Consider the following 21,073-nt stretch of genomic DNA (forward strand, 5'->3'; position numbering starts at 1 on the left):
AAGTTCTCGAGAGGCCTGAATCTAAGATAACAGGAGAGCGGCAGACGCCCCTCTTTCTACCTCAACAAACGAGTTTTTGCGCGTCTCGCGCACAACCAAATAGGAAAACCGAGATCCCCAAATAGCCCGAAGCGCTTCGCTCCATTTTTCAGTGAGAACTTCTCCCGATGTGTTGCCCAGCATATCATTGAGATAAGTCAACCCATAAGGTTCAACAACCTGCTTTCGAACAGTTTCATCCATCTTCCCCCGATTCATGACAAGTTCTGTCTGAATATCAGCGGCTCCCTCCACTGTTACTTCGATCGCGTATTCATGTTCATGAAGAGCTGAACACTTATTATAAAGAGATAGGTTTTCCTCCCAGCTCAAATTAGGATTATGATGGCGATGGACTGCCTGCAAGGAATAGGCCCTGGTGAGCAGCAAAGTTTCTTTGGTCTCCTCAACCAAAATGTCGACCCATGTCTTCTGTCCTTCGCAAAGCCGAAGTCGTGTCAGCCGCGCTGAGATCCCCATTTCGTTCAAGGTCCTCTTCATGTTTCTGAAAAGGAATTCAGCCAAATTTTCCAAAGTTGGATTCAACTCTCGAAACTCCGGAATCGTTTCATGAATGGATTGATGATCGAAAACTGCCGCCTGACCCCAGAGCAGCCGATGCATCTCCTCCTCAGATAGGATCCACCCCGATTCCGAATGGATATCGCCTTCCAGACTGATCCAGAGTTCAAAATTAAACCCCGCACCCTTTTCTGCCCCACTTGGACCAAAATGGAAGATATGATCCGCATGGCTCAGGTTCGCATTTTTGCAACGAACTGCCGCGCTAAAAAACACTCGATGACTCTTTACTGATCTCACTGGAGTGGTCCCATTTTGTGACTGTTCAAAAATCACTTTCTTCTGTCTTCAAGGCTCTGTCTTATCACTTTGATTTTCTGGTTCCAATCAGCCACGAGTATTAGCTGCTCTGTGCCATGTCGTTTTTGTTTTCGCTCATCCTGGCACATGGTAGTCTCTCCGGATTGTTACACATACAATTGGACTCAACAGATTTTCAAGAGGTTACCGCTATGGAAAAGTGCTGGTTGAAAAATTACCCTAAGGGTGTGTCTCCCGAAATAGATATCTCCCGGTATCAGAGCATTAACCAAATGTTCGATGAAAGTTGTCACAAGTTCGGCCCTAAAATAGCCTTTCAAAATATGGGAAGCACTCTTTCCTTTGAGGAACTTGACGAAATGTCGGCAGACTTCGCATCCTTTCTCAGAAACGTCGTCGGATTGAAGAGGGGAGATCGAGTCGCCATTCAAATGCCAAATCTCCTCCAGTATCCCGTGGTGATGTTTGGAGTGCTTCGAGCTGGCCTCATCGTCGTTAATACCAATCCTCTCTATACAGCCAGAGAAATGAAACATCAATTCCGCGATAGCGGAGCGAAGGCCATCGTTATCTTAGAAAATTTTGCCCACTTGCTTGAAGAAGTGCTACCTGAAACTGACATTAATACCGTCGTCATCACACAACTTGGTGACCTTCTTGGTTGGCCGAAATCAATGGCCATCAATGCGGCCGTTAAGTACATTAAAAAAATGGTTCCGGCCTACAGCATACCAAATGCCTATTCCTTTTATGAAGCTCTCGACCTGGGCGCAGAAAAGAAAATGGCTCCGGAAATTTGTTCAACTGATGATATCGCCTTTTTACAATACACCGGTGGAACCACTGGAGTTTCTAAGGGTGCCATGCTGACACATGGTAATATTCTCAGCAACATGCTTCAAATCGCCGCTTGGATGAAGCCTCAACTCGAAGAGGGCAAAGAAGTTGTCATTACGCCTCTCCCCCTTTACCATATTTTTTCACTCACAGTGAATTGTCTGACTTTTATTTACTACGGCGGAACAAACGTACTCGTCACGAATCCCAAAGATATTGGAGCTTTCATCAAGCTTCTACAGAAAACTCACTTTACCGTTTTCACGGGCGTCAACACCTTGTTCAACGGTCTGTTGCATCATCCTGAATTCGACCGTGTGAATTTCAAAGGAGTAAAAATCAGCGTTGCGGGCGGCATGGCTTTGCAAAAGAGTGTGGCCACCGAATGGAAGAAGCGGACCGGAACATCCATTGCCGAAGGCTATGGGCTGACAGAATCCTCCCCGGTCGCAAGTTGCAATCCGATTGATGGTCACGAGGTTTTGGGTTCAATCGGAATGCCTCTTCCAAGCACGGTCATGAAAATCATCGATGACAATGGAGACCCTCTCCCGCACGGACAATCAGGTGAATTGGCTATCTATGGCCCACAGGTCATGAAGGGCTATTGGCAGCACCCAGATGAAACAGCTAAAGTCATTATGCCGGATGGAGGACTTCGCACTGGGGATATCGCAACGATGGATGAAAATGGCATATTTCGAATTGTGGATCGTCTCAAAGACATGATTCTCGTTTCGGGATTTAACGTCTATCCAAACGAGATCGAGGAAGTCGTCAGCAGTCATCCTAAAGTACGGGAAGTCGCTGCCGTTGGCATCAAGGAAGAGCGATCTGGCGAATCAGTCAAAATATTTGTCGTGAAGAAAGATCCCACTCTTACTCCAGAAGAGCTCCTGGATTATTGCCGCGAGAATCTCGTCGCCTACAAGGTACCCAAACATATTGAGTTTCGAACCGAACTTCCCAAGTCCAACGTTGGCAAAGTTCTACGTCGCGCCTTGCGCGCAGAATTTCACTCTCCAACTGTTTAGGACGAACGCGAATGGCTACTGACAATCTCACTTCGACTCGAAAAGCCCTCCAAATAAATCTGGACGACTCCATTTACGGAGCCTTTGCCGAAATCGGAGCCGGCCAAGAGGTGGCCCGCCACTTCTTTACCGCCGGACGAGCGTCACATACGATTGCAAAAACAATGTCGGCTTATGATATGACAGTTAGCGATGCTATATATGGCAAAACAACACGCTACGTTTGTGAAGATCGCCTCATCAAAATGTTGGATCACGAATACGAACGCCTCACTTCTCGACTCAAAGAAAAGCGAGGCGACAACACTCGGTTTTTCGCTTTCGCAGATACGGTTGCGACGAGTAGTCACAACGAGACCTCGCGCTGCCATGGATGGATGGGTATCCGTTTTCAAACAAGACCTGGTGGCCCTCCAAATGAAATCATTCTCCACGTGAGCATGCTCGACCCGATGCGCTTAGATCAGCAAAATGCCTTGGGAGTCCTAGGTGTTAATCTTATCTTTTCTGCCTTTAACCATTTGCAAAACCCCTCCCTTTTCGTTTCCGAGCTCAATGATAATCTCGGATCAGCAAGAGCAGAGATTGATCTCTTGGTCTTTCGAGGCCCTGACCTTTCTCACATCGAGAATCGCGATCTTGCTTTAGAATTGGTCAGTCAAGGTCTCTCGAAAGCAATCTTATTCGGCCCCGATGGAAAACTTGTTCAGGCCGCAGATGCACTTTTTAGAAAGCCATTGGTTGTCCAACGAGGCACCTTTAGACCCGTCACTCGGGTTAATCAAGAAATTCTTGAGAAGGGTATGGAACAGCTTCACCTGATAGGTGATCTCGGTGGACAAGAACCTCTGCCATTAATGGAAATGACTCTTAAAGACATTGGTCAACAAGATCAGAGCGAAAGACGAGATATGCTGGAGAGAGTGGAAACACTTACGGCCATTAAAGCGGCGGTCCTCATCTCTCGGTATTCCCTTTTTTATGAGCTTAAGCAGTTCTTGCGACAGTGCACCCAAAGCACAATAGGCTTTGTGATCGGGGCCTCTCATTTGGAAAAAATAATGAATCCCGATTACTATTCGCTCCTTCCGGGAGGATTGCTGGAAGCCATGGGCCATCTCTTCGATAATAAAACAGGCTTTCTGGTTTATCCCTTCAAAAATATGAATAGCTGTATGACTGCTCGAACTTTTCACCCGGATCCCAAATATCACCACCTGTATACGCATCTTCTGGAAAACGGGCGAGTCATAGATATGATCGATTGTGATTCGATTGATGTCAGCATCCAGTCCTCTGATGTCAGAGGCTTGCTCAAAAAGGGTGGGTCCGAGTGGGAGAAATTGGTACCAGATTCAGTTGCTGACCTCATTCGCAAAAAAAGACTATTCCAAAATTGAGACGGTCAGACTCACCAAAGTCCAATAACCAACCTATTCATTTTGGACCGTTACAAAATCGTGCGTCTGGCTAAAAGCTCAACAATTTTAGTTGTGTGCTTGCTCTAGACAATGTCATGCAACTTGACAGTCGACCACCAAAACTCCCAATCATTTTCAGGTTATCTCTGGCCTTTCCATTGCACAATTAAACTGTGGGAGGTTGGTGAGGTGATGGAGAAGTATAAGGGGGTTCTCATTTTGAGCATTTTTTCCAACGCCGCTTTGAGTAGCTGCTCGGATCCCCGGATCTATAAGGAGCCGGAGAAAATTATCGAAAAGACAACCGCTGTGCTCGTCAAAGATTATTGCCCAACCGAAGGATATAAACTTGCCGAAATTTTTTCATATAATTCTTCCAGCATTTTTAAACCGAGCGAGGCTCGCTCAGTTATGGATTATGATCGGGATGGCCTGAGTGATGAATTTGAAAATCAGGAATCCATAAAGAAACGATTCAATGTCGGGTCTTCAAATTGGGACACAAACGGAGATGCCTATTCTGATTCCTTGATGTATGCGATTGGCTACGATCAAGAAAACCAGGTTCGCCTTTCCTCCTGCGCTTTTGCCTTCCAAGACACAGATTTTGATGATCTTCCAGACTGCGCAGAAGCGGTTCTAAGAACAGATCCGACTTTGCCGGACTCAGACCGCGATGGTGTTCCGGATGGAATCGAAATTCGCTTTGGAACCAATCCTCTCGATCCAATGGATGTAATTGCAGATTTTGACCAGGACGGTCTCACCGCGCTTCAAGAAATCAAGGCAAACTTGCCAATTCGATTCACCAACGACGGTCGTATTGCAGAAAAAGGCTATATGTATGAGGTCAAAACCTTCAATAATGGAACTCAAGATTGCTATGACATTCGAATCAGTAACATTCCCGTCATGAGGGTTTCGAACGGAAATCTTATCAAAATCTTTGCTGTCGAGAACAATACAGTCCCTACTCAGGGAGACATCACCAGGATCTCAACCTTGCAGGTACTTGTTCCGCGAGGAATTCAGGATCATCTGAGAGTTGTGATCAATAATGGAATTACCAATCAAGTGGTAGATGGAATCGCAGAACCTCTCATTCTTGAAGATGACACGGAGGATTTGTTATGAGATGGCAAAGTATTCTTTTTGGATTAGCTTCCATTGCCGCTTTCATCACTCTTACCCAACAGGGGTGCACCGATGTGAATCTGAAAACTAATGAATATATGCTGTACAAGGCGACCGAAATAGGAATCGATGTCTGTACAACCAAATCTGATACGATTCATAGCAACCTAAAATTTATGTTTATTGTGGATCGTTCCGGTTCAAATTTTCTTCGCTATGACTCCAATGACCAAGCAATGAAGGGAACTGACCCGACCGGAGTTCGTCGCTTTGACGCCATACTTCAATTCATTAGCCAGTTTCAAGCGGATCCCTTTGTTTATTGGTCAATGGTCAACTTTGCGAAACAGGTACTTGGCGCTCCTGATTTCCAAAAATTCACAAATGACAAGGCTGCATTTGCGACTTTCGTGGCGGATCAAAAAGCAAGAACTCAGGACATTGATGATGGATCTACGAATTACCAGGCCGCTCTTAATCAAGCTGTCCAGATGATCAGAGATGACATCGCAGAAGCAAAAACCCGAACTCCGATTGTCACCTCCAATTACGTTCTTTTCTTTATCAGCGATGGGGAACCTCTAGTGGGAGGCGTTCTCCAGAACGCCGAAAACATCATCAACAGCGTTCGGACCCTCACAGCATTTGAAAAAGATGAAAAAAAATATGTGGACGGTGTTCAGGTCAATACAGCCTACTACTACGAAGCTCCAGCGGTCGATAGGGCCAGAGATCTTCTCAACGATATGTCTATCGCTGGAAATGGCGATTTCTTAGAATTTGCAGATGGTGAAACAATTGATTTTAGCCGCTTCGCAGTGCCCATTCGAATTTCGAAATTCGATGTGAAGGAGCTTTGGATAACTAACATTAATACCGTTTGGCATGATAACATTTTGAAAATTGATACCGATGCAGATGGAATTGCCGATGACGTGGAACGTCTGCTAGGGTCTGTTCCTGATAAATACGATTCAGACGGCAACGGCGTAGGAGACGGTGTTGAATATAGGATTTCAGGCGGAGTCAGTCCTTGTAAAATGCCAAACTGCACCCCCGTTGGCGCTGATCCCTATACCACTTGTCGATCTGTCGAGCTTCCCGCCGGATCACCTACCAAATATGCTGATTCTGATCGAGACTATCTCAACGACTGTGAAGAAAAACTTTTGGACACAGACAAAGACGATCCGGACACCAACCATGACTATATTCCTGAGGATTTCGCATTTAAAAATGGAATTAAAATGAATGAGACCTCAAATGCGGGCTATTTAGATCCAGACTACGATGGAGTGAGCGATTACCAAGAACTTAAGTATAATACTCCAGCCCGTATCAATAACGCCAATGTACCCGGACACAAACTCCTCCGATACGTAGGCGGACTTGCCAGCTCGACGCCTGATCAAGACTGCTATCATTTCAACGTAACTGATATGGTAACTCGCACAAATGGAGACACGATTCGAGTGTATCTCATGGAAAACACCAAAACACTTGATGAAAAGCGAATCATGAGGTCTGCCCAAGCGAAAATGGTCGGGGGTGGACTCTATTTCTCAAACGGAGATTTTCATTGATATGTTTTATTTGGTTTTAATTTGTTCGTATTTTGTCGAAATTTTGATTTAACCAACCACCAACCACCAACCACCAACCACCAACCAATCAGACCTCCGGGATCTCCGGAGGTCTTCTTTTTCTCCAAAAAAATCCCTTTTGTCAGTCGAGAAAATGGAAATTTCCCTCTGTTTTTATCTCATTGTGAAACTGTGTTAGTCCTCCGACACTGTCAGAAAACTCACCATCATATTGGCCTCATCTGAAATCCATGGCACTTCACCGTGGCTCTCGCTTTGCAGAATGAACAAGTGGGTACTTTTTTTGGCTAGGACGCCAGAATGGGGGAAGCGTGAATCAATTTATCACATTCAGTTTAGTAGCAATCGGAATAGTTGCTTCGGGGTGCAGTTCAAATTTTCTCTCTTCCGATAAAGGCGCAAGCAGTGGCGTCGCCTTAGAGGACGAAGAAAATCTGGACGCGGGTATCACCAACCAGGCGCCAAAGATTAGCTGCCTCCTATCCAATTTGGACCAACCTCTACAGACTCGAGTCATTGACACTGTGGGAGAAAAGGACTCATTTTTTAGCTCCTACCCAGTTGAAGGGCAGAGAGTTTCATTTGATTGCTCTAAGACTCAGGATGAGACACCAAAAAGCGTATCCTTTTTCATCGATACTGATTACGACCCAGCCTCTCCTAACTGGACAGCACTCTCTGGCCAAATAGTCCTCGATGCAGGTAGAAAGCCAATGGCAATAAAGGCCATTGATGGGGCAGGACTCGTAACTATTAAGGCCTTCGCAATTGAGTCTCAGTGTGCTAACGGTGATCGTCCCGTCATTGCGGCAGCCTCCGTGAATATCACGGCTACGGCTAAACACAATTATTACAATTTCTCGGCCGCCGGGGCCGTCACTGGAGGAACCGGCTTTCAGTACGCTTGGGATTTTAATGGTGACTCGGTTTTTGACCCCTTCCCAATGCGCGAAACAAATGGTTCAACTTGGATTGATTCACCTGCTGCGAATAATGTTTACAGTATCTTCGCCTCGGCAGATTCTCGAGATCGCAAGGCCTTCTTGCGAGTTAGAAATGCCTGCAACCTCGAATCTGATACTGTCGCAGTTGATCTTCCAGATGAATTGCCAAATATTGAGAGAACTCTTGCTGCACAAGCCGTAAAAAAACCATACTACTACCTTCAAGCTGATATTTCGGGACTGGGCCCTCAAGCTGAAACCACCAGTATGTTTCAAAGAGTCAATGGCCCCTATCTTGCTACTCAGTATCTCGGTGACGCCTATCGCAGAGTGACTTGCACCTACGATTTTAGAACACTTGCGGAAAAAGGACGTTTTTCAATCCAGGGCTTGAACTGGTACCAAGGTGATGACCGTGCTGAACTTTCGGATGAATTCTTGCACGGGATGGAAATCAAACTTAGCAATATTCCAGATAACGGAGGACAGGCCTCTCAGACTTATGACCAAAGTGTGGGCGTCAGATTGAATAATGCTTTTTATAAGGTTTCTGCGGCCAGTGACGGTCTCGTAAGTGAAAATTACAACCGAATTGATACTTCTTGCACTGTCGAGATCACAATTGAGCGCGAAGAGGGAATGCTACCTTGTGCAGAAAACACAGATCAAGTCGCCTTTGAACCTCAAAGTGCCACGATTCTCTATGGCGAATTCAATTGCCCCAGCCTTACAAACACGAGAACAAATCGCGCCGTTGCAGCTAAAAACGGAAAGTTTTTCTGCGAAGTGGCTCCTGCTGACCAATGCGTTGGCAACGGCGGAGGCGGAGGCGGAATTCCACCCAGAGAACAGTAATCAATACAAAATTGAATCTTATAACTTGCAATTTAGAAAAGTCTCTTCCTCAAGAAGAGACTTTTTTCATTTTTTTAGAGCTTCAAAACAAAAAGGAAAGCCAAACAGAAAATGTGGGAATGATCATTTCATCTTGGTAAACGCCACTCAGGTATTTATCTACTTCGGTATCTATTGTATCTTGGGCATAGGTTGTCACTCCAGAAGCAAACGTCGTCGAGTTGGACGAAGAAATCGCCTTAACTAAGCCCCCCTCAATTGCTAAAATAAAACTGTTGCTCAGTCGATGAGTGTATCCAAGATGGGCAACCAAGTTATGAACTGTGGAGCTCACTCGTGGAATAACAGTCTGTGCAACTCCAAAGAAGTCCTCATTGAGAGCCCCTTCAAGAGTATCCATATCAGTGTCTGAACCCTTGCCAGCAAAAAGACCATAGCCAAAATCAACATAAACACCATTTTCATTCCCACCAAATTCATAGCCAACTCGTACATCCAAAGCAAAAGTATTGCCAAGGGCCGCCCCTACCAATTTTGCTGTTTTGTCTCCGTGTATAGACAATTCGGTCGCAACGGACCCATACGCGTCCGTGAGAAAGCGCGGTGAATATCCCACACCCACAATACCAAACCAGTTTTCAGGAAAATTTACTTTGCCTCTCACTTGGATAGATCTCGGAATTTCAGTCCCCAATTGAGCCTCAAAACCTTGAAAAAATTGAGCCCCAGCCGGACACCAAGTTCCACCCAGAGCAAGAACCACTGTGGCTAATAACTTCCATCTGTCCCATCTGATCGCTTGTCTCATTTGTCTCCCTCAAATATATAATTTCGCTTTTATTGATTTTAGAGTCCATCATTTCAAGTTGGACGTCGACTTTATTTTAATGCTAGAATTTGATAGGGTCGGATCGGCTCTCTCAGTTCAAGACGAAGGTCTGGAAGAAGATGACAGCCCTCTCTGGGTTCCTTTGAAATCAGAGAACTCTTGATGTCTGCGAAGGGAGATAGGAATTGGACAGGATCCACGTTCATCATATTTTAGTTGACCACGAATATGAGGCAAAAGACGTGCTCAGAAAAATAAGTGAAGGTGTCACTTTCGAAAAAGCTGCGGGGTTATTTTCAAAATGTCCTTCAGGTGAAAACGGAGGAGATCTCGGAGAGATTCGACGCGGACAAACTGTCCAAGAATTCGAAGAAGCAGCATTCCTCTTGAAGGAAGGGGAAATCAGTGGACCAGTCAGATCTCCCTTCGGCTACCATCTCATCCGACGAGTAAAATAAAAAGTCGACCGGATTTTAGTCGACCGGATTTTAAGCGATCTCAAATCCCTGCCCCCTTTCACACGTCAGTCTCTAGAGAAATCTCGCCCAAATTCACAGCTTCAAGCCAGTGAGCCAGGCACTGAACTATCTGTCCGCTTCCGCCAGCTTCCATCAAAACCCCGTCAGGTTTGTCCTTCCACGCATAAATATCAAAGTGAGCCCACGGAATTTTACCAATGAAAGACTCTAAAAAGAGAGCCGCAGTGATGGCGCCCCCAAATCCGTCGGCAGAATTCGTTCGCTCAGCAACTGACGAATTCAATTGGCTGCGATAGGGCTGATAAAGTGGCATTCTCCAAACCAAATCTCCCGCCAATTGAGATGATCTCCAGATCCCTGCGGCAAGTGTGTCATCATTTGAAAACATTCCTGCCACATCCGCCCCCAACGCGGCCTTTATCGCTCCTGTCAAGGTCGCCACATCAATCACAGCTTGAGGAGTTTCACCATCAATGGGATTGACAGCCAAATCCAATGCATCGGCCAAAACAAGTCGACCCTCAGCATCAGTGTTGTGAATTTCGATCTTTTGTCCGTTTCGTCCTTGAACAATATCTCCCGGACGAAATGCCAGACTTGAAACTGAGTTTTCGGCCAGAGCCAGATAGAAATCACAGGGGAGGCCGATCTGAGAGATTGCGGCCCACCAGGCTAGCCCCACCAGACTTGCAGACCCACCCATGTCTTTTTTCATCAACCGCATGGCACTGGATGGCTTAATATCCAAACCTCCTGAGTCAAATGTAATCCCCTTGCCAACGAAGGCCAAAGGACGTCTTGATTGATTGGTGGGCTGCTCCCGCTCCGGACGATATCGCAAATGAACGAGGCAAGGAGCAGAAGCTGCGCCGGCTCCCACTGCGGTGAGAAGCCCCATCCCAGCCTCGTTGAGTCTCTTCTCATCCCAAATTTCAACTTCCATCGAATTCACAGAAGCAAAAAGACTCCTTATGGCATCTGCGTAGCTTTGGGGATGAAGCCAATTCGGCGGCAGATTAACCAAGTGTCGACTCAAATTTGTGGCTGTGGCCAGTGTCCTCGCCCTTGTTAGTAACTCCTCGGGAATCTCAACGCCTCTGAGAGTCACTTGCAATTGAGTTTTTGGTGGCCAATCCATTTTCATTATTCTCTGAAATCGATAAGCCCCGAGTTCCAGGCCAACCAGCAGACCTAAAACCATTTCCTTGTCTCCGTCGACAAAATCAACTGTCAATCGACTTGCATTCTCCTCGACCAGAAATACAGAAAGAACCCCTCCCAAATCTCTTCCCTTCGAATAATTTGATGAGGCCAAGAAACCCTGATGAGTCACCTTTCCTTGAGACAGATTTGTGGCAATTTTCACCAACCACAGGGGACCGTTTTGACCAGAAAAACGATGGGCCTGGTTGGGTTTGGCTAAGACTTGTTCCCAGTCCCACGCAGACAGTTGCGGCTCAATGTTTTTGATTTGAGACAAATACTCGGATTCCTGAAAAATCAGTACACGCGCTTCATCCCTTTTGCCCGAAGGGGGCAGTTGGCCCTGCTTTGACCTCGAAGCAACTAGATTTTTCAAGCCTTCTAGCCAGCCTGCTGGATCACTTTTGATCTGTGATGATTTTAGAGCCAAAGGCCCCTCATTTTTCGCCATTGTGAAGTCCCCTCCCTCCCTTTTTATGTCACAGGGGGCTGTTAAGAACAACAAAACCCTCTACAAGAGAACTAATTTTGGCTAGAATTCTTCTATGTCGATCGCCTCTCTATCCAATCAATCATTTCTTAAATTGATGCAACTGAATGCAGAGAATCTCTTTCTTTACATGGACAGATACAACGGACAGGATCTCGATAAGGTATCCGAGATCGAATGGCAAAAATTCTCAACTTCAACTATTTCAAACAAAAGCCTAAAGAAAACCCAGGCCCTTGCCAACGCCATTCTCGAAGTAGATCCAGATATTGTCTTACTTAACGAAGTTGGTGGTGAGGAGTCCCTCAACAACTTTAACCAGCATTTTCTGAAGAAGAAATACCTTCCGATGATCGTTGAAGGAAATTCTGATCGAGGGATTGATGTTGGTTATTTAGTCAAAGAAGACCCGCTCCTTCAGTATTTGTTGATCTCACACAGACATCGACCCCTTGATTTTTCTTTTGAATATCAAAAAAATCAAGTCAAAGATGTTAACACAAAGCACTTCTTTTCACGGGATGTTCTCGAACTGAGGATTTTTCGAAAGGGAGAGGGAAGTCCCCGGTTCATTTGCTTCCTCACCCATCTTAAAAGTAAATTGGATCCGGATGGAATGGACCCTCAGGGGCGAAGCAGAAGAAGAGCCGAACTACAAACACTTGTAAAAATATACAACGAAGCCAACAATGAAATGAAAAACCAGGTCCCACTACTCGTTGCAGGAGATTTTAATGGACTTGCATACAGATCGGCATGTGAGAAAGAATTCGAAAGTCTCTACGAAAATTCCGATCTCATCGAGCTCTTCGATCTTATTGGAGGAGACGAAGAAGCGCGGACCACTCAAATTCAGTTTTTAAGAGACGGTCCCCGTCGCCTGCTGCAACTAGACTATTTCTTTTTGTCCCCAGCCCTGATCGACAGGGTCGACAGAACCTCTTCATTCGTTTACAGATACAAGAGCGATTTGGGAGTTTCACTTCCTCTGAGTACTTCAATTGAACAGAGACTAAGCCTTCCCTCAGATCATTATCCCGTCGTGTTGACTCTAAAAAATCCACTTCAGGATTGAGTTCTCAAAGGACAATCAAAAAAAATCCCCAGAGGATTCCCAGGGATTTTCTTAAAAAAACAAAAAACTTTATCTTCTATTTCTTCGCGTTTGCTTTCTGCTTTGTTTTTAATTCCTTCTCTGTTGATTTCTTGGTTTCCGCTGCTGCCTGTATGTCCAAAAGATTCACATCAAATACCAAAACCGAATTTGCAGGAATACCAGGACGAGCGCGATCACCATAGGCCAATTCAGGCGGCACATAGATTTTCCACTTTGCGCCCTTCTTCATCATTTTGAGGGCCTCCTGCCAACCTGGAATGACTCCGCCCAAAGGAAAGTTGGCGGGCTGGCCACGACTGTAAGAGCTATCAAATTCCTTACCGTCGATCAGCGTTCCTTTGTAATGGACAGTCACGAGACTATCTGCCGTAGGAGATCCTGCCTTTGCGTCCCCTTCTTCATCAATCTTATATTGAAGCCCGGATTCAGTTGTTTTAATTCCTTCCTTGGTTTTATTCGCAGAAAGATACTCATCGCCCTTCTTTTTGTTCTCTGTCGCCGCATGAGATTCTTTTTCTTTTCGTTTCTCGTACATGGCCTTCATGGCCGTCTGCATCTCTTCTTCTGTTAGGCGCGTTGCTTTATCACCCATCACGTCCTTAATGGCCAGAGCCAGTGCGCTTGCATCAACAGTGACCTCTTGGTCCTTCATGTTTTTTGCGAACTGATATCCGATGGCATAGCTGTATTTTGCCTCTTCACCGTTCAGGGAATACGAAGCGATCTTGTCACAGGCCACAAGCCCAAGCGTGATCGCAACCAGCACCCCAACTTTCAAATTTCTCATTCACTCTCCTTGGTTGAATCTACTGGCTAAGGCCAGCGGTTTTGGTACTCTACAGAGACTCAAGAAGTGGGTCAACAGGCCCCTTACTGAGCTTCATAGCGCAGAACATTAGGATCCCGCAAAACGGGGGAAAACGGCCAGCTTATCCCGAAGGTCTTTTGGAACCCTTTTGTCCAATATGCGTTCACAGTCTTCAATGCTGTGGCGACTGGAGAGATGGGTCAACAGTATTTTTTCTCCCTCAAAAAGAGGCAATCGAGGCAGCAACTCATCAAGGTGAATATGTCCCCAGTCCCGGGCATTCCTCACTGACTTATTCTCGTCAATGTAGGTGACTTCTATCACTAATATCCTGCTTTTCCTCACCCATTCACACTCATCAAAAAACTCAATTTTTGTGTCTCCTGAAAAGGAAATCTCCGGAGCGAGGTTCCTGACATTTACCTCCACCCCTCGACGCCTCTGCTCACGAATCTCTGCCTCGGTCAATGCAAGCAGATCGGGCCTGAGACTTTTTCGAATCTGAAAAACAGTGTAGCCCAGAGAATCTATTCGATGCATGGTACGAAAGGGTTTAACTACCAAATCATTTCGCAGAGTCACTTCATCGCCAAGCCCGAGAGGACAGAACTCAAACGAATACTTGTGCCCCTCCATCTCCTGCCAAAGTGCCATGATCCCCGTCATAAAACTCACCATTGAAACAGGCATGTAAAACTTGGCGGGCGGCAGATGGGCCAATGCTCTCTGTGAAATGATATAGGGGATCCCTGCCGCATGATCCATATGGCCATGGGTAATAAAAAACCGTGAGATGGGAGCGAGATGAGGAAACCCCTGGGCCACGTCAAAAGCGACGTCACACCCGAGCAAAGAATAGTGAGTCCCTACCCCCGCAAGAGACGAACCCCGCAGGATCCAAGACCCATGTTTCCAATCCACCAAAGGCAAAAAAGGCACCCCCCCTTTTTTTTTTACCATTAGGCTAAACAGCTACGTCTTCCGTGTCGATAGGAAGGCTTTGAAATTTTCGCTTTGAATGGTGACGCTTGGAGATATTTCTCTTTCGCCGATCATCCACTTGACGAAGAAGACGTTCCTTCGCCCGATTCAGTGCGATATAAAAGTCACGATGAGACTCCGAGCTCGTATAGGTTTTTCTGTTGTCTCTCACGTTCATGCGAACATTGAACAGATCATTCGCCTTAGAAAGATAAACCGAAACTGGACTCTCCCTCTTCAAGTGCTCAACCACTTGGCCCACTCTCTCCATAACGCCCTCTCTGATCGCCGAAGTAAGGTCAAAATCTTCACTGATGATATTGTGCATAAAGCCTCCCTTCAAGTTCTACTGCTGTTTTTTTCGCATCAAATTCTGTACCAGTCCAAACGTGCCACCGGGCATGCATAGGCACAAAAACGAGCCATCTATGAAAAAGATAAACTCCAGATGGGAATTTTTTCCTCAAATATCCTGTGCTCTCCTTACAAATGACAATGAATCAAAGTCTGTAATTTTGAAAGAGAAAATGGTTTATTGAGGTAAGCCGCAGCGCCTTCATTTAAAGCGGCCCGTTCCGTCACCTGATTTCCAAAGGAGGTGATAAGAATTACAGGAAGGCTGGGAATCACAGATTTGGACAATTTTAGAAATTCAAATCCGTCCATTTGTGGCATATTGATGTCCGAAATAACCAAATCAAAATGGTCCCCGTCACCCTTTTTCGTCATGTAAATGGCCTCAAGGGCACATAATGCTGAGCGAAATGTGGACAGTCGAAAACCCCTCGCCTCCAAAAATTCACATATCAGCTCCCGCATTTCACAATCATCTTCGACAACCAGAATGTGCTTAACAGATATCAATGTTCCCTTTATCGCATTTTCCATTTTTACCCTCCCCCAAAGATCATGGGACTTTATATCCCATTTCGAATTCGCCATTCCCTCTCAAATATCTCCAAACCCATTGAAAAAGAACTGACAAGAACTCAAGGCCCAAAACGACCACTTCCATCGATAAAAAGCAGAATTCATGCCACAAAAGCTGACAAGATAAATTCCAACGAGTAAATGAAATGGGGACGCCGCCACCCGCCCACGCCATCCGATGGAGAAAACGAGACATGGATAGGTTAGGTATCAACAACGATCCAAGGGTATTCGCACAATGCGTACACAGTTGCAGAGAGCCCGTTATGTTCATGGATCTCAGGGGACGCATGGTCTATGTGAACCCCGCTTGGGTGAAAACCTACGGGCATTCGGAAAAATCAGTCCTCGGACATTCACCGCGTATTATTCGGCATAAATATCTGGATAGAGATATCTACAGGAAAATTTGGGAACATATCCAAAATCCGAAGATCGGATTTTGGAAGGGAGAACTCGTGAGCCTCAGTGCCGATGGCCGAGAAGTCCCAGTGCTTCTCACCATCACTCCCGTTAAAAGAGAAGATGAAACGATCTCTGGATACATTGGCATCGCACTTGATCTTACGGAGGAAAAAAAACTACGTGCCCAGGTCGAACAGCAAGATCGAATGGCAACCATTGGAACCCTCACGAGTGGAATGGCCCATGAAATCGGCACTCCCATTGGGGTCATTCGTGGAAGAGCCGAAATGTTGCTCATGGATTGCCCACAAGACGAACGCCTCAAAAAAAACTTGGAAATCATCGTCAACCAGACGGATCGAATCTCCGGATTTATCAATTCACTCCTAAAGCTCAGTCGATCTTCAGGAGACCAAAAGCTTGAATCCGTAGATGCCCCACGAGTGGTAAAGGGAGTCCTTGAACTTTTGACTCCAAAGTTCCGCAAAGCTCACATCCAGCTCGAGTTCAATTCTGAAGAAAATCTCATTGCTCTCGCCGACATTGCAAGGCTGGAGCAAATCACGATTAACTTAGTCGTTAATGCAATTCATGCAATTGAAAAGAAACGAGAGACGGAACCGCTCTGTGAATCACATCACTTTATTCGCCTCAAGGCCTTCGGAAATTCAAATGCTATCCATATTTCGATCGAAGACAGCGGCTGTGGCATACCCAAAGAAAACCTAAAAAAGATTTTTGAGCCCTTTTTCACAACCAAATCAGCCGGTCAGGGCACTGGCCTCGGCCTGTCCATCGTGAATCGTCTCCTCGATGAAATGGGCGGCTCCATCTCTGTTGAAAGCACGGAGGGCAAAGGCACAAAATTTACTCTCAAGCTTCAGCGTGGGAGCTGAGACAGAGCCTGGTGTCCTTTTTCATAACGAAATGAAGAGCGCGGTCGAGAAGAAGAAAGGGATTCCACCTTCCCCTCACTAACCGCCTGGGATTCATCATTGACGAACCCGTACTCCCGTTCCTTGCGATACAGAGTACGGCGGTTGATTCCCAATATTTGCGATGCCTTTTCTTTTCTCCCGCCTGTTTTTTCTAAAACATATTTCATATATCTCTTCTCCAGGTCTCCCACTGTCGGCAAACTTGAAACTGCTGTCGCAAAAAAATCTTCCACGCTATCTGAACTGCCCGAAATCGGAAGATCAGTTACGTCTATAACTTCTTTGTTGGTTAAAACAACAACGCGCTCAATGATGTTCTCCAACTCGCGAACATTGCCATTCCAAGGGTAGGTCATGAGCGCTTCGATAGCGGCTGCCGTGAACCCTTTGATCGTGGATCCATTGGACCTTCCGTACTTTTGCAAAAAATGTCGAGCTAAAATGGGGATGTCCTCCCTCCGATGGCGTAAAGGCGGAATATGAATAGGAATCACAGCCAAGCGGTAAAACAGATCCTCCCGAAATCTCCCCTCTTTGATCGCTTCACCAAGGTCCTTGTGAGTTGCGGCGACAATCCTTACATCTACGTCTTTGTAACTGTTGTCCCCAACCGCTTTAATTTTCCTCTCTTGCAAGACTCTCAACAACTTAGCCTGCAAAGCCATGTCCAAATCACCAATCTCATCAAGAAAGAGGGTTCCTCCCTCTGCCTCCTCGAAAAGTCCTCGTTTGCGAACTATGGCCCCCGTAAACGACCCCTTCGCATGTCCAAAAAGCTCAGATTCTAGAAGGCTTTCGGGAATCGCCGTGCAATTGATCGCGACAAATGCCTTGTCAGCCCTCGCCCCACTTTCGTGGATGGCCCGAGCCACAATCTCTTTACCAGTTCCACTTTCACCCGTGATTAAAACATTTGCCGTTGCTTTCGACACCCTTTCAATCAAATCAAAAACCGCGTGCATCGACTTGGACTTACCTATCAATTTTCCCGTCGCGACGCTCTTTTGAACTTCTGAACGCAACACTTGGTTCTCAATTTTGAGACGACGTATCTGAACCGCCCGCAAAATCCTCACCTCTAACTCACCCAACTTAAAGGGCTTCACGATGTAATCGAAAGCGCCCACGCGAGTTGCCTCAATCGCAGACTCAATACTTCCAAACGCCGTAATGAGAATCACTGGAACCTCAGGAGCAAGCTTCCTCATTCTCTCAACAAGTTCAATGCCATCCATTTCGGGCATCTGAATATCGCATAGAATTGTGTCGACCGACTCCAAATGCCCTTCACTGTCTGAAGTTGCTTTCAAATACTCAAAGGCCTTTGTTGCCAAAGGAAATGCCGTGACTTCAAACCCACCGCGAGAAAGAAACTCGGTCACCATAGTTCTCATCTCACCATCATCATCTATAAGAACAATTCTTCCTTTAGTAGACATGAGACTTTTTTACTCCTTGTTAAGGTTTCAAACCAGAAAGTGAGCTATTTTTTCCCACTCAATACCTTTATATCACTTCAATTGCATCTGGTATCCTAAATGAGCACAGCCCGTGCCAATATGACGATCGTAAAAACGGCTAAGGACCTCATTCCGATACTGCAAAACAATTGATTATCTGAGAGAATTCAAGGGTGGGGGCGTATCATGTCGACCGATAAGGAAGAAAATATGGCGCAAACGGAGGCCGTCGACGGCCATTCTGGCGGGCGAGCTAAAATCCGATCAGAACAGGATTACAAATACCTGGATCAAGAATCCTACCGCAAAAAATTGAATATGGACAAAGATGGTCACCAAGAGTTGCATTTATTCATTGAGGGTATTCACTGCGCCAATTGTATGCACCGTATTGAAGCCCTTAAAGCCGCAATCCCTGATATTAAGGAGCTGCGCGTTAATTTGGGGGATCACTCGGCCCTTCTGAGCATCAGTCCAACAGGCTCCTTTTCAAAGGCCGTTCAGGCCATTCGAGATCTTGGTTTTGTCCCTTATCCCGAAGGACAGTCTCTTGGTGATCAGAAGAGCATTGAATCAGAAAATCGCAAACTCCTTATGCGGCTGGGAATCGCCGGTGCAGCAACCGCAAATATTATGTTATTAGTTATATCTATTTATGCCGGAGCTGAAGCTGAGCTTGCCAATATTTTTCACACGTTGAGTTTTTTCCTGTTTTTGCCCGTATTTTTCTATAGCGCTCAACCCTTTTTCAAAAACACTTGGGTGGCAATCAAAAATCGTCGCCCTTCCATCGATTTGCCCATCGCCATTGCCCTCAGCTTAGGAGGCGGAATCAGCACCTGGCATTTGGCGCGAGGGCAGGGAGACATTTATTTTGATTCTCTCTCTTCACTTGTTTTTCTCCTTTTGGGCAGTCGCTATCTTCTTGCACGAACCCATCAAAAATACCTGTCACCGTCATTTTGGAAGCCATTTTTGGAACTAAACACAGTTCGACGTTTGAACCCGAATTCAAAGTTCGCTGAAAACTTGGCTCCTGATGAGCTTAAAATTGGAGATATTGTGCAAGTCTTCGAAGGAGAAAAAATTCCTGTCGATGGAAAGCTCATTGAAGAAAGGGGCTATGTGAACGTCTCCATTCTTACGGGAGAGACCCGTCCCCAAAAAATTCTTAGAGGGGAATCATGCTTTGCAGGCACCGAATGTTCAAGCCCCTCATTGACTTTCATCACGACAGCAGTGGGTCATCAAACCCGTATTGGCCAGATTTTATCAAAAATGGAGAATGAATTTTTTTCGCGCACCCCTTTGGCGGCCCTCGCCGATCGAGCCGCTCAAATTTTTACTGTCTCCGTCTTATTGATTGGATCTCTGTTTTTCCTCTCTTACGCTTCGATTGATTTTCATGAGGCCGTTAATCGCACTTTGGCACTTGTCGTACTGGCCTGTCCCTGCGCCCTTGCCTTTGCGACTCCATTGGCCCAAAGCTTGTCTCTTCAAACAGCCTTGCGAAGAGGATATTTGATCAAGCGAGCCGAGAGCCTCGAAAAGCTTGCTAAGGTTGAAGAGGTCGTTTTTGATAAGACGGGAACTCTCACAGAGGGTGAATTTGAACTTCTTAACTGGTACCCTTCCCAGCCGCGCTCAGAAATTCTGGCCGCAATTTGTGCCCTCGAGGCAAAATGCGATCATCCTATCGCCAAAGCTTTTACTCAGGAACTTGACTCCTATCGAAACAGCGCCCCTGCCCTCACCGATTTTAGTGAGCAGATCGGAAAAGGCATTTCGGGAAAATTTTCTGATGGCTCTCAACTAGATATTTTCAGATCCAACCAGGATCTCGTCGATCAAAATTCAGAAAATATTCTTCTTAATGCAGTCGATATTGTCTGGAACGGTGAATTCCAAGCCACCGTCCTTTTCGGAGACCGTTTGAGAGGTGACGCGGCTTTCACTTTAGAATCCATCAAAAAAATGGGACTGCGTTTTTTTGTGTTAACTGGTGACAAAACTGCTCCAGCTCTTCTTGCCGCACAAAAATTAAGACTTGATCCAATTCATATTTTAACCCAGCAATCGCCAGAGCAAAAAAATACTTTCATCAAATCCCGAAAGCACGTTGCCATGGTCGGCGATGGCGCCAACGATGCCGTCGCCATGGCGAGTTCCTATGTCGGAATAGCCGTAAAGGGAAGCATGGAGGCAAGTCTCCGGGCGGCAGACGTTTATCTGACTCGATCCGGCGTTTCTCCAGTTCTCGATGTTCTCAGTATCGCACGCAAGTCTATGCTGGTCGTTCGTCGCAATCTTGTTCTTTCGATGATTTACAATCTGGCCTGTGGAACTGCGGCACTCATGGGCCATGTCAGCCCACTTCTCGCGGCCATTCTGATGCCACTCAATTCTATGATCGTGGTTTCCTCTTCAATCATTGGCACAAGTGGATTTCGTCCCACTGGCGACTTTGTGAAGTCAGAATCAAATGCAGGACGCGACGAAAGAACTGGTCATTTTAAGGAGGTCATCGCATGAATCTCTTTCTTTTTATGATCGGACTTACCTTTATGATGGTGGCGGGATTCGTCAGCGCATTTTTGTGGGCTGCGAGTTCGGGACAATTTGAAGACCTCGCAACCCCAGCTTACAGAATTCTTAAAGATGACAATGATGAACTTGAAAAAAATGGCCACAAAAACCATACTGAATTAAATTAAATTGAATT

18 protein-coding genes are annotated in these 21,073 nt (G+C 45.9%); 10 read left to right on the plus strand and 8 right to left on the minus strand.

Features of this window, described 5'->3' with window-relative positions:
- Positions 1-21: 21 nt before the first annotated feature.
- Complete coding sequence (locus tag IPJ71_05715; protein ID MBK7843181.1) at positions 22-897, minus strand: 6-carboxytetrahydropterin synthase; 876 nt, start codon at positions 895-897, stop codon at positions 22-24.
- Positions 898-1,073: 176 nt separating this feature from the next.
- Here IPJ71_05715 and IPJ71_05720 point away from each other — a divergent pair, with 176 nt between their 5' ends.
- From IPJ71_05720 to IPJ71_05740, 5 genes are all read left to right on the plus strand, one after another.
- The gene (locus tag IPJ71_05720; protein ID MBK7843182.1) at positions 1,074-2,753 is read left to right on the plus strand and encodes an AMP-binding protein; all 1,680 of its coding nucleotides are present in this window, start codon (positions 1,074-1,076) and stop codon (positions 2,751-2,753) included.
- An 11-nt stretch (positions 2,754-2,764) separates the two neighbouring features.
- Positions 2,765-4,153, plus strand: a complete 1,389-nt coding sequence (locus IPJ71_05725; protein MBK7843183.1) for a hypothetical protein — start codon at positions 2,765-2,767, stop codon at positions 4,151-4,153.
- Positions 4,154-4,363: 210 nt separating this feature from the next.
- Positions 4,364-5,308, plus strand: coding sequence for a hypothetical protein (locus tag IPJ71_05730; protein MBK7843184.1), 945 nt, complete (start codon positions 4,364-4,366; stop codon positions 5,306-5,308).
- Positions 5,305-6,891, plus strand: a complete 1,587-nt coding sequence (locus IPJ71_05735) for a VWA domain-containing protein (protein ID MBK7843185.1) — start codon at positions 5,305-5,307, stop codon at positions 6,889-6,891. Before IPJ71_05730 ends, IPJ71_05735 begins: the two co-directional genes overlap by 4 nt.
- A 332-nt stretch (positions 6,892-7,223) precedes the next feature.
- A complete protein-coding gene (locus tag IPJ71_05740) occupies positions 7,224-8,711 on the plus strand; it encodes a hypothetical protein (GenBank protein MBK7843186.1) in 1,488 nt (495 codons plus the stop codon).
- Positions 8,712-8,793: 82 nt separating this feature from the next.
- On the opposite strand, the gene IPJ71_05745 is transcribed toward IPJ71_05740, so the two are convergent.
- On the minus strand, positions 8,794-9,519 hold the full coding sequence (locus IPJ71_05745; GenBank protein MBK7843187.1) for a hypothetical protein: 726 nt from the start codon (positions 9,517-9,519) through the stop codon (positions 8,794-8,796).
- A gap of 206 nt (positions 9,520-9,725) precedes the next feature.
- Here IPJ71_05745 and IPJ71_05750 point away from each other — a divergent pair, with 206 nt between their 5' ends.
- Entirely contained in the window at positions 9,726-9,998 is a 273-nt protein-coding gene (locus IPJ71_05750; GenBank protein MBK7843188.1) for a peptidyl-prolyl cis-trans isomerase, read from the plus strand.
- Positions 9,999-10,056: 58 nt separating this feature from the next.
- Here the strand turns inward: IPJ71_05750 and IPJ71_05755 are convergent, their stop codons facing one another.
- Entirely contained in the window at positions 10,057-11,673 is a 1,617-nt protein-coding gene (locus IPJ71_05755; GenBank protein MBK7843189.1) for a leucyl aminopeptidase family protein, read from the minus strand.
- A 94-nt stretch (positions 11,674-11,767) separates the two neighbouring features.
- On the opposite strand from IPJ71_05755, the gene IPJ71_05760 reads away from it, so the two are divergent.
- A complete protein-coding gene (locus IPJ71_05760; protein ID MBK7843190.1) occupies positions 11,768-12,787 on the plus strand; it encodes a hypothetical protein in 1,020 nt (339 codons plus the stop codon).
- Between the two features lie 76 nt (positions 12,788-12,863).
- Here IPJ71_05760 and IPJ71_05765 read toward each other — a convergent pair whose 3' ends face one another.
- The 4 genes from IPJ71_05765 to IPJ71_05780 all read right to left on the minus strand — a co-directional run bounded on the left by IPJ71_05765 (position 12,864) and on the right by IPJ71_05780 (position 15,506).
- Positions 12,864-13,616 (minus strand): FKBP-type peptidyl-prolyl cis-trans isomerase, encoded by a 753-nt coding sequence (locus IPJ71_05765; GenBank protein ID MBK7843191.1) that lies wholly within the window; start codon positions 13,614-13,616, stop codon positions 12,864-12,866.
- Between the two features lie 108 nt (positions 13,617-13,724).
- Positions 13,725-14,597, minus strand: a complete 873-nt coding sequence (locus IPJ71_05770) for an MBL fold metallo-hydrolase (GenBank protein ID MBK7843192.1) — start codon at positions 14,595-14,597, stop codon at positions 13,725-13,727.
- Between the two features lie 4 nt (positions 14,598-14,601).
- Entirely contained in the window at positions 14,602-14,946 is a 345-nt protein-coding gene (locus tag IPJ71_05775; GenBank protein ID MBK7843193.1) for an HPF/RaiA family ribosome-associated protein, read from the minus strand.
- Between the two features lie 155 nt (positions 14,947-15,101).
- A complete protein-coding gene (locus tag IPJ71_05780; protein MBK7843194.1) occupies positions 15,102-15,506 on the minus strand; it encodes a response regulator in 405 nt (134 codons plus the stop codon).
- A gap of 236 nt (positions 15,507-15,742) precedes the next feature.
- Here IPJ71_05780 and IPJ71_05785 point away from each other — a divergent pair, with 236 nt between their 5' ends.
- A complete protein-coding gene (locus IPJ71_05785) occupies positions 15,743-16,849 on the plus strand; it encodes a PAS domain S-box protein (protein ID MBK7843195.1) in 1,107 nt (368 codons plus the stop codon).
- Here the strand turns inward: IPJ71_05785 and IPJ71_05790 are convergent.
- Positions 16,834-18,330 carry a sigma-54-dependent Fis family transcriptional regulator gene (locus IPJ71_05790; GenBank protein ID MBK7843196.1) on the minus strand — a complete coding sequence of 499 codons (1,497 nt, stop codon included), beginning with the start codon at positions 18,328-18,330 and terminating at the stop codon, positions 16,834-16,836. The two genes, IPJ71_05785 and IPJ71_05790, sit on opposite strands and share 16 nt — an antisense overlap.
- A gap of 207 nt (positions 18,331-18,537) precedes the next feature.
- Between IPJ71_05790 and IPJ71_05795 the strand changes: the two genes are divergently transcribed.
- Entirely contained in the window at positions 18,538-20,883 is a 2,346-nt protein-coding gene (locus tag IPJ71_05795) for a heavy metal translocating P-type ATPase (protein ID MBK7843197.1), read from the plus strand.
- A complete protein-coding gene (gene ccoS, locus IPJ71_05800; GenBank protein ID MBK7843198.1) occupies positions 20,880-21,065 on the plus strand; it encodes a cbb3-type cytochrome oxidase assembly protein CcoS in 186 nt (61 codons plus the stop codon). Before IPJ71_05795 ends, ccoS begins: the two co-directional genes overlap by 4 nt.
- Positions 21,066-21,073 lie beyond the last annotated feature (8 nt).

The organism is Bdellovibrionales bacterium, from assembly GCA_016714165.1.
Lineage (GTDB): Bacteria > Bdellovibrionota > Bdellovibrionia > Bdellovibrionales > UBA1609 > JADJVA01.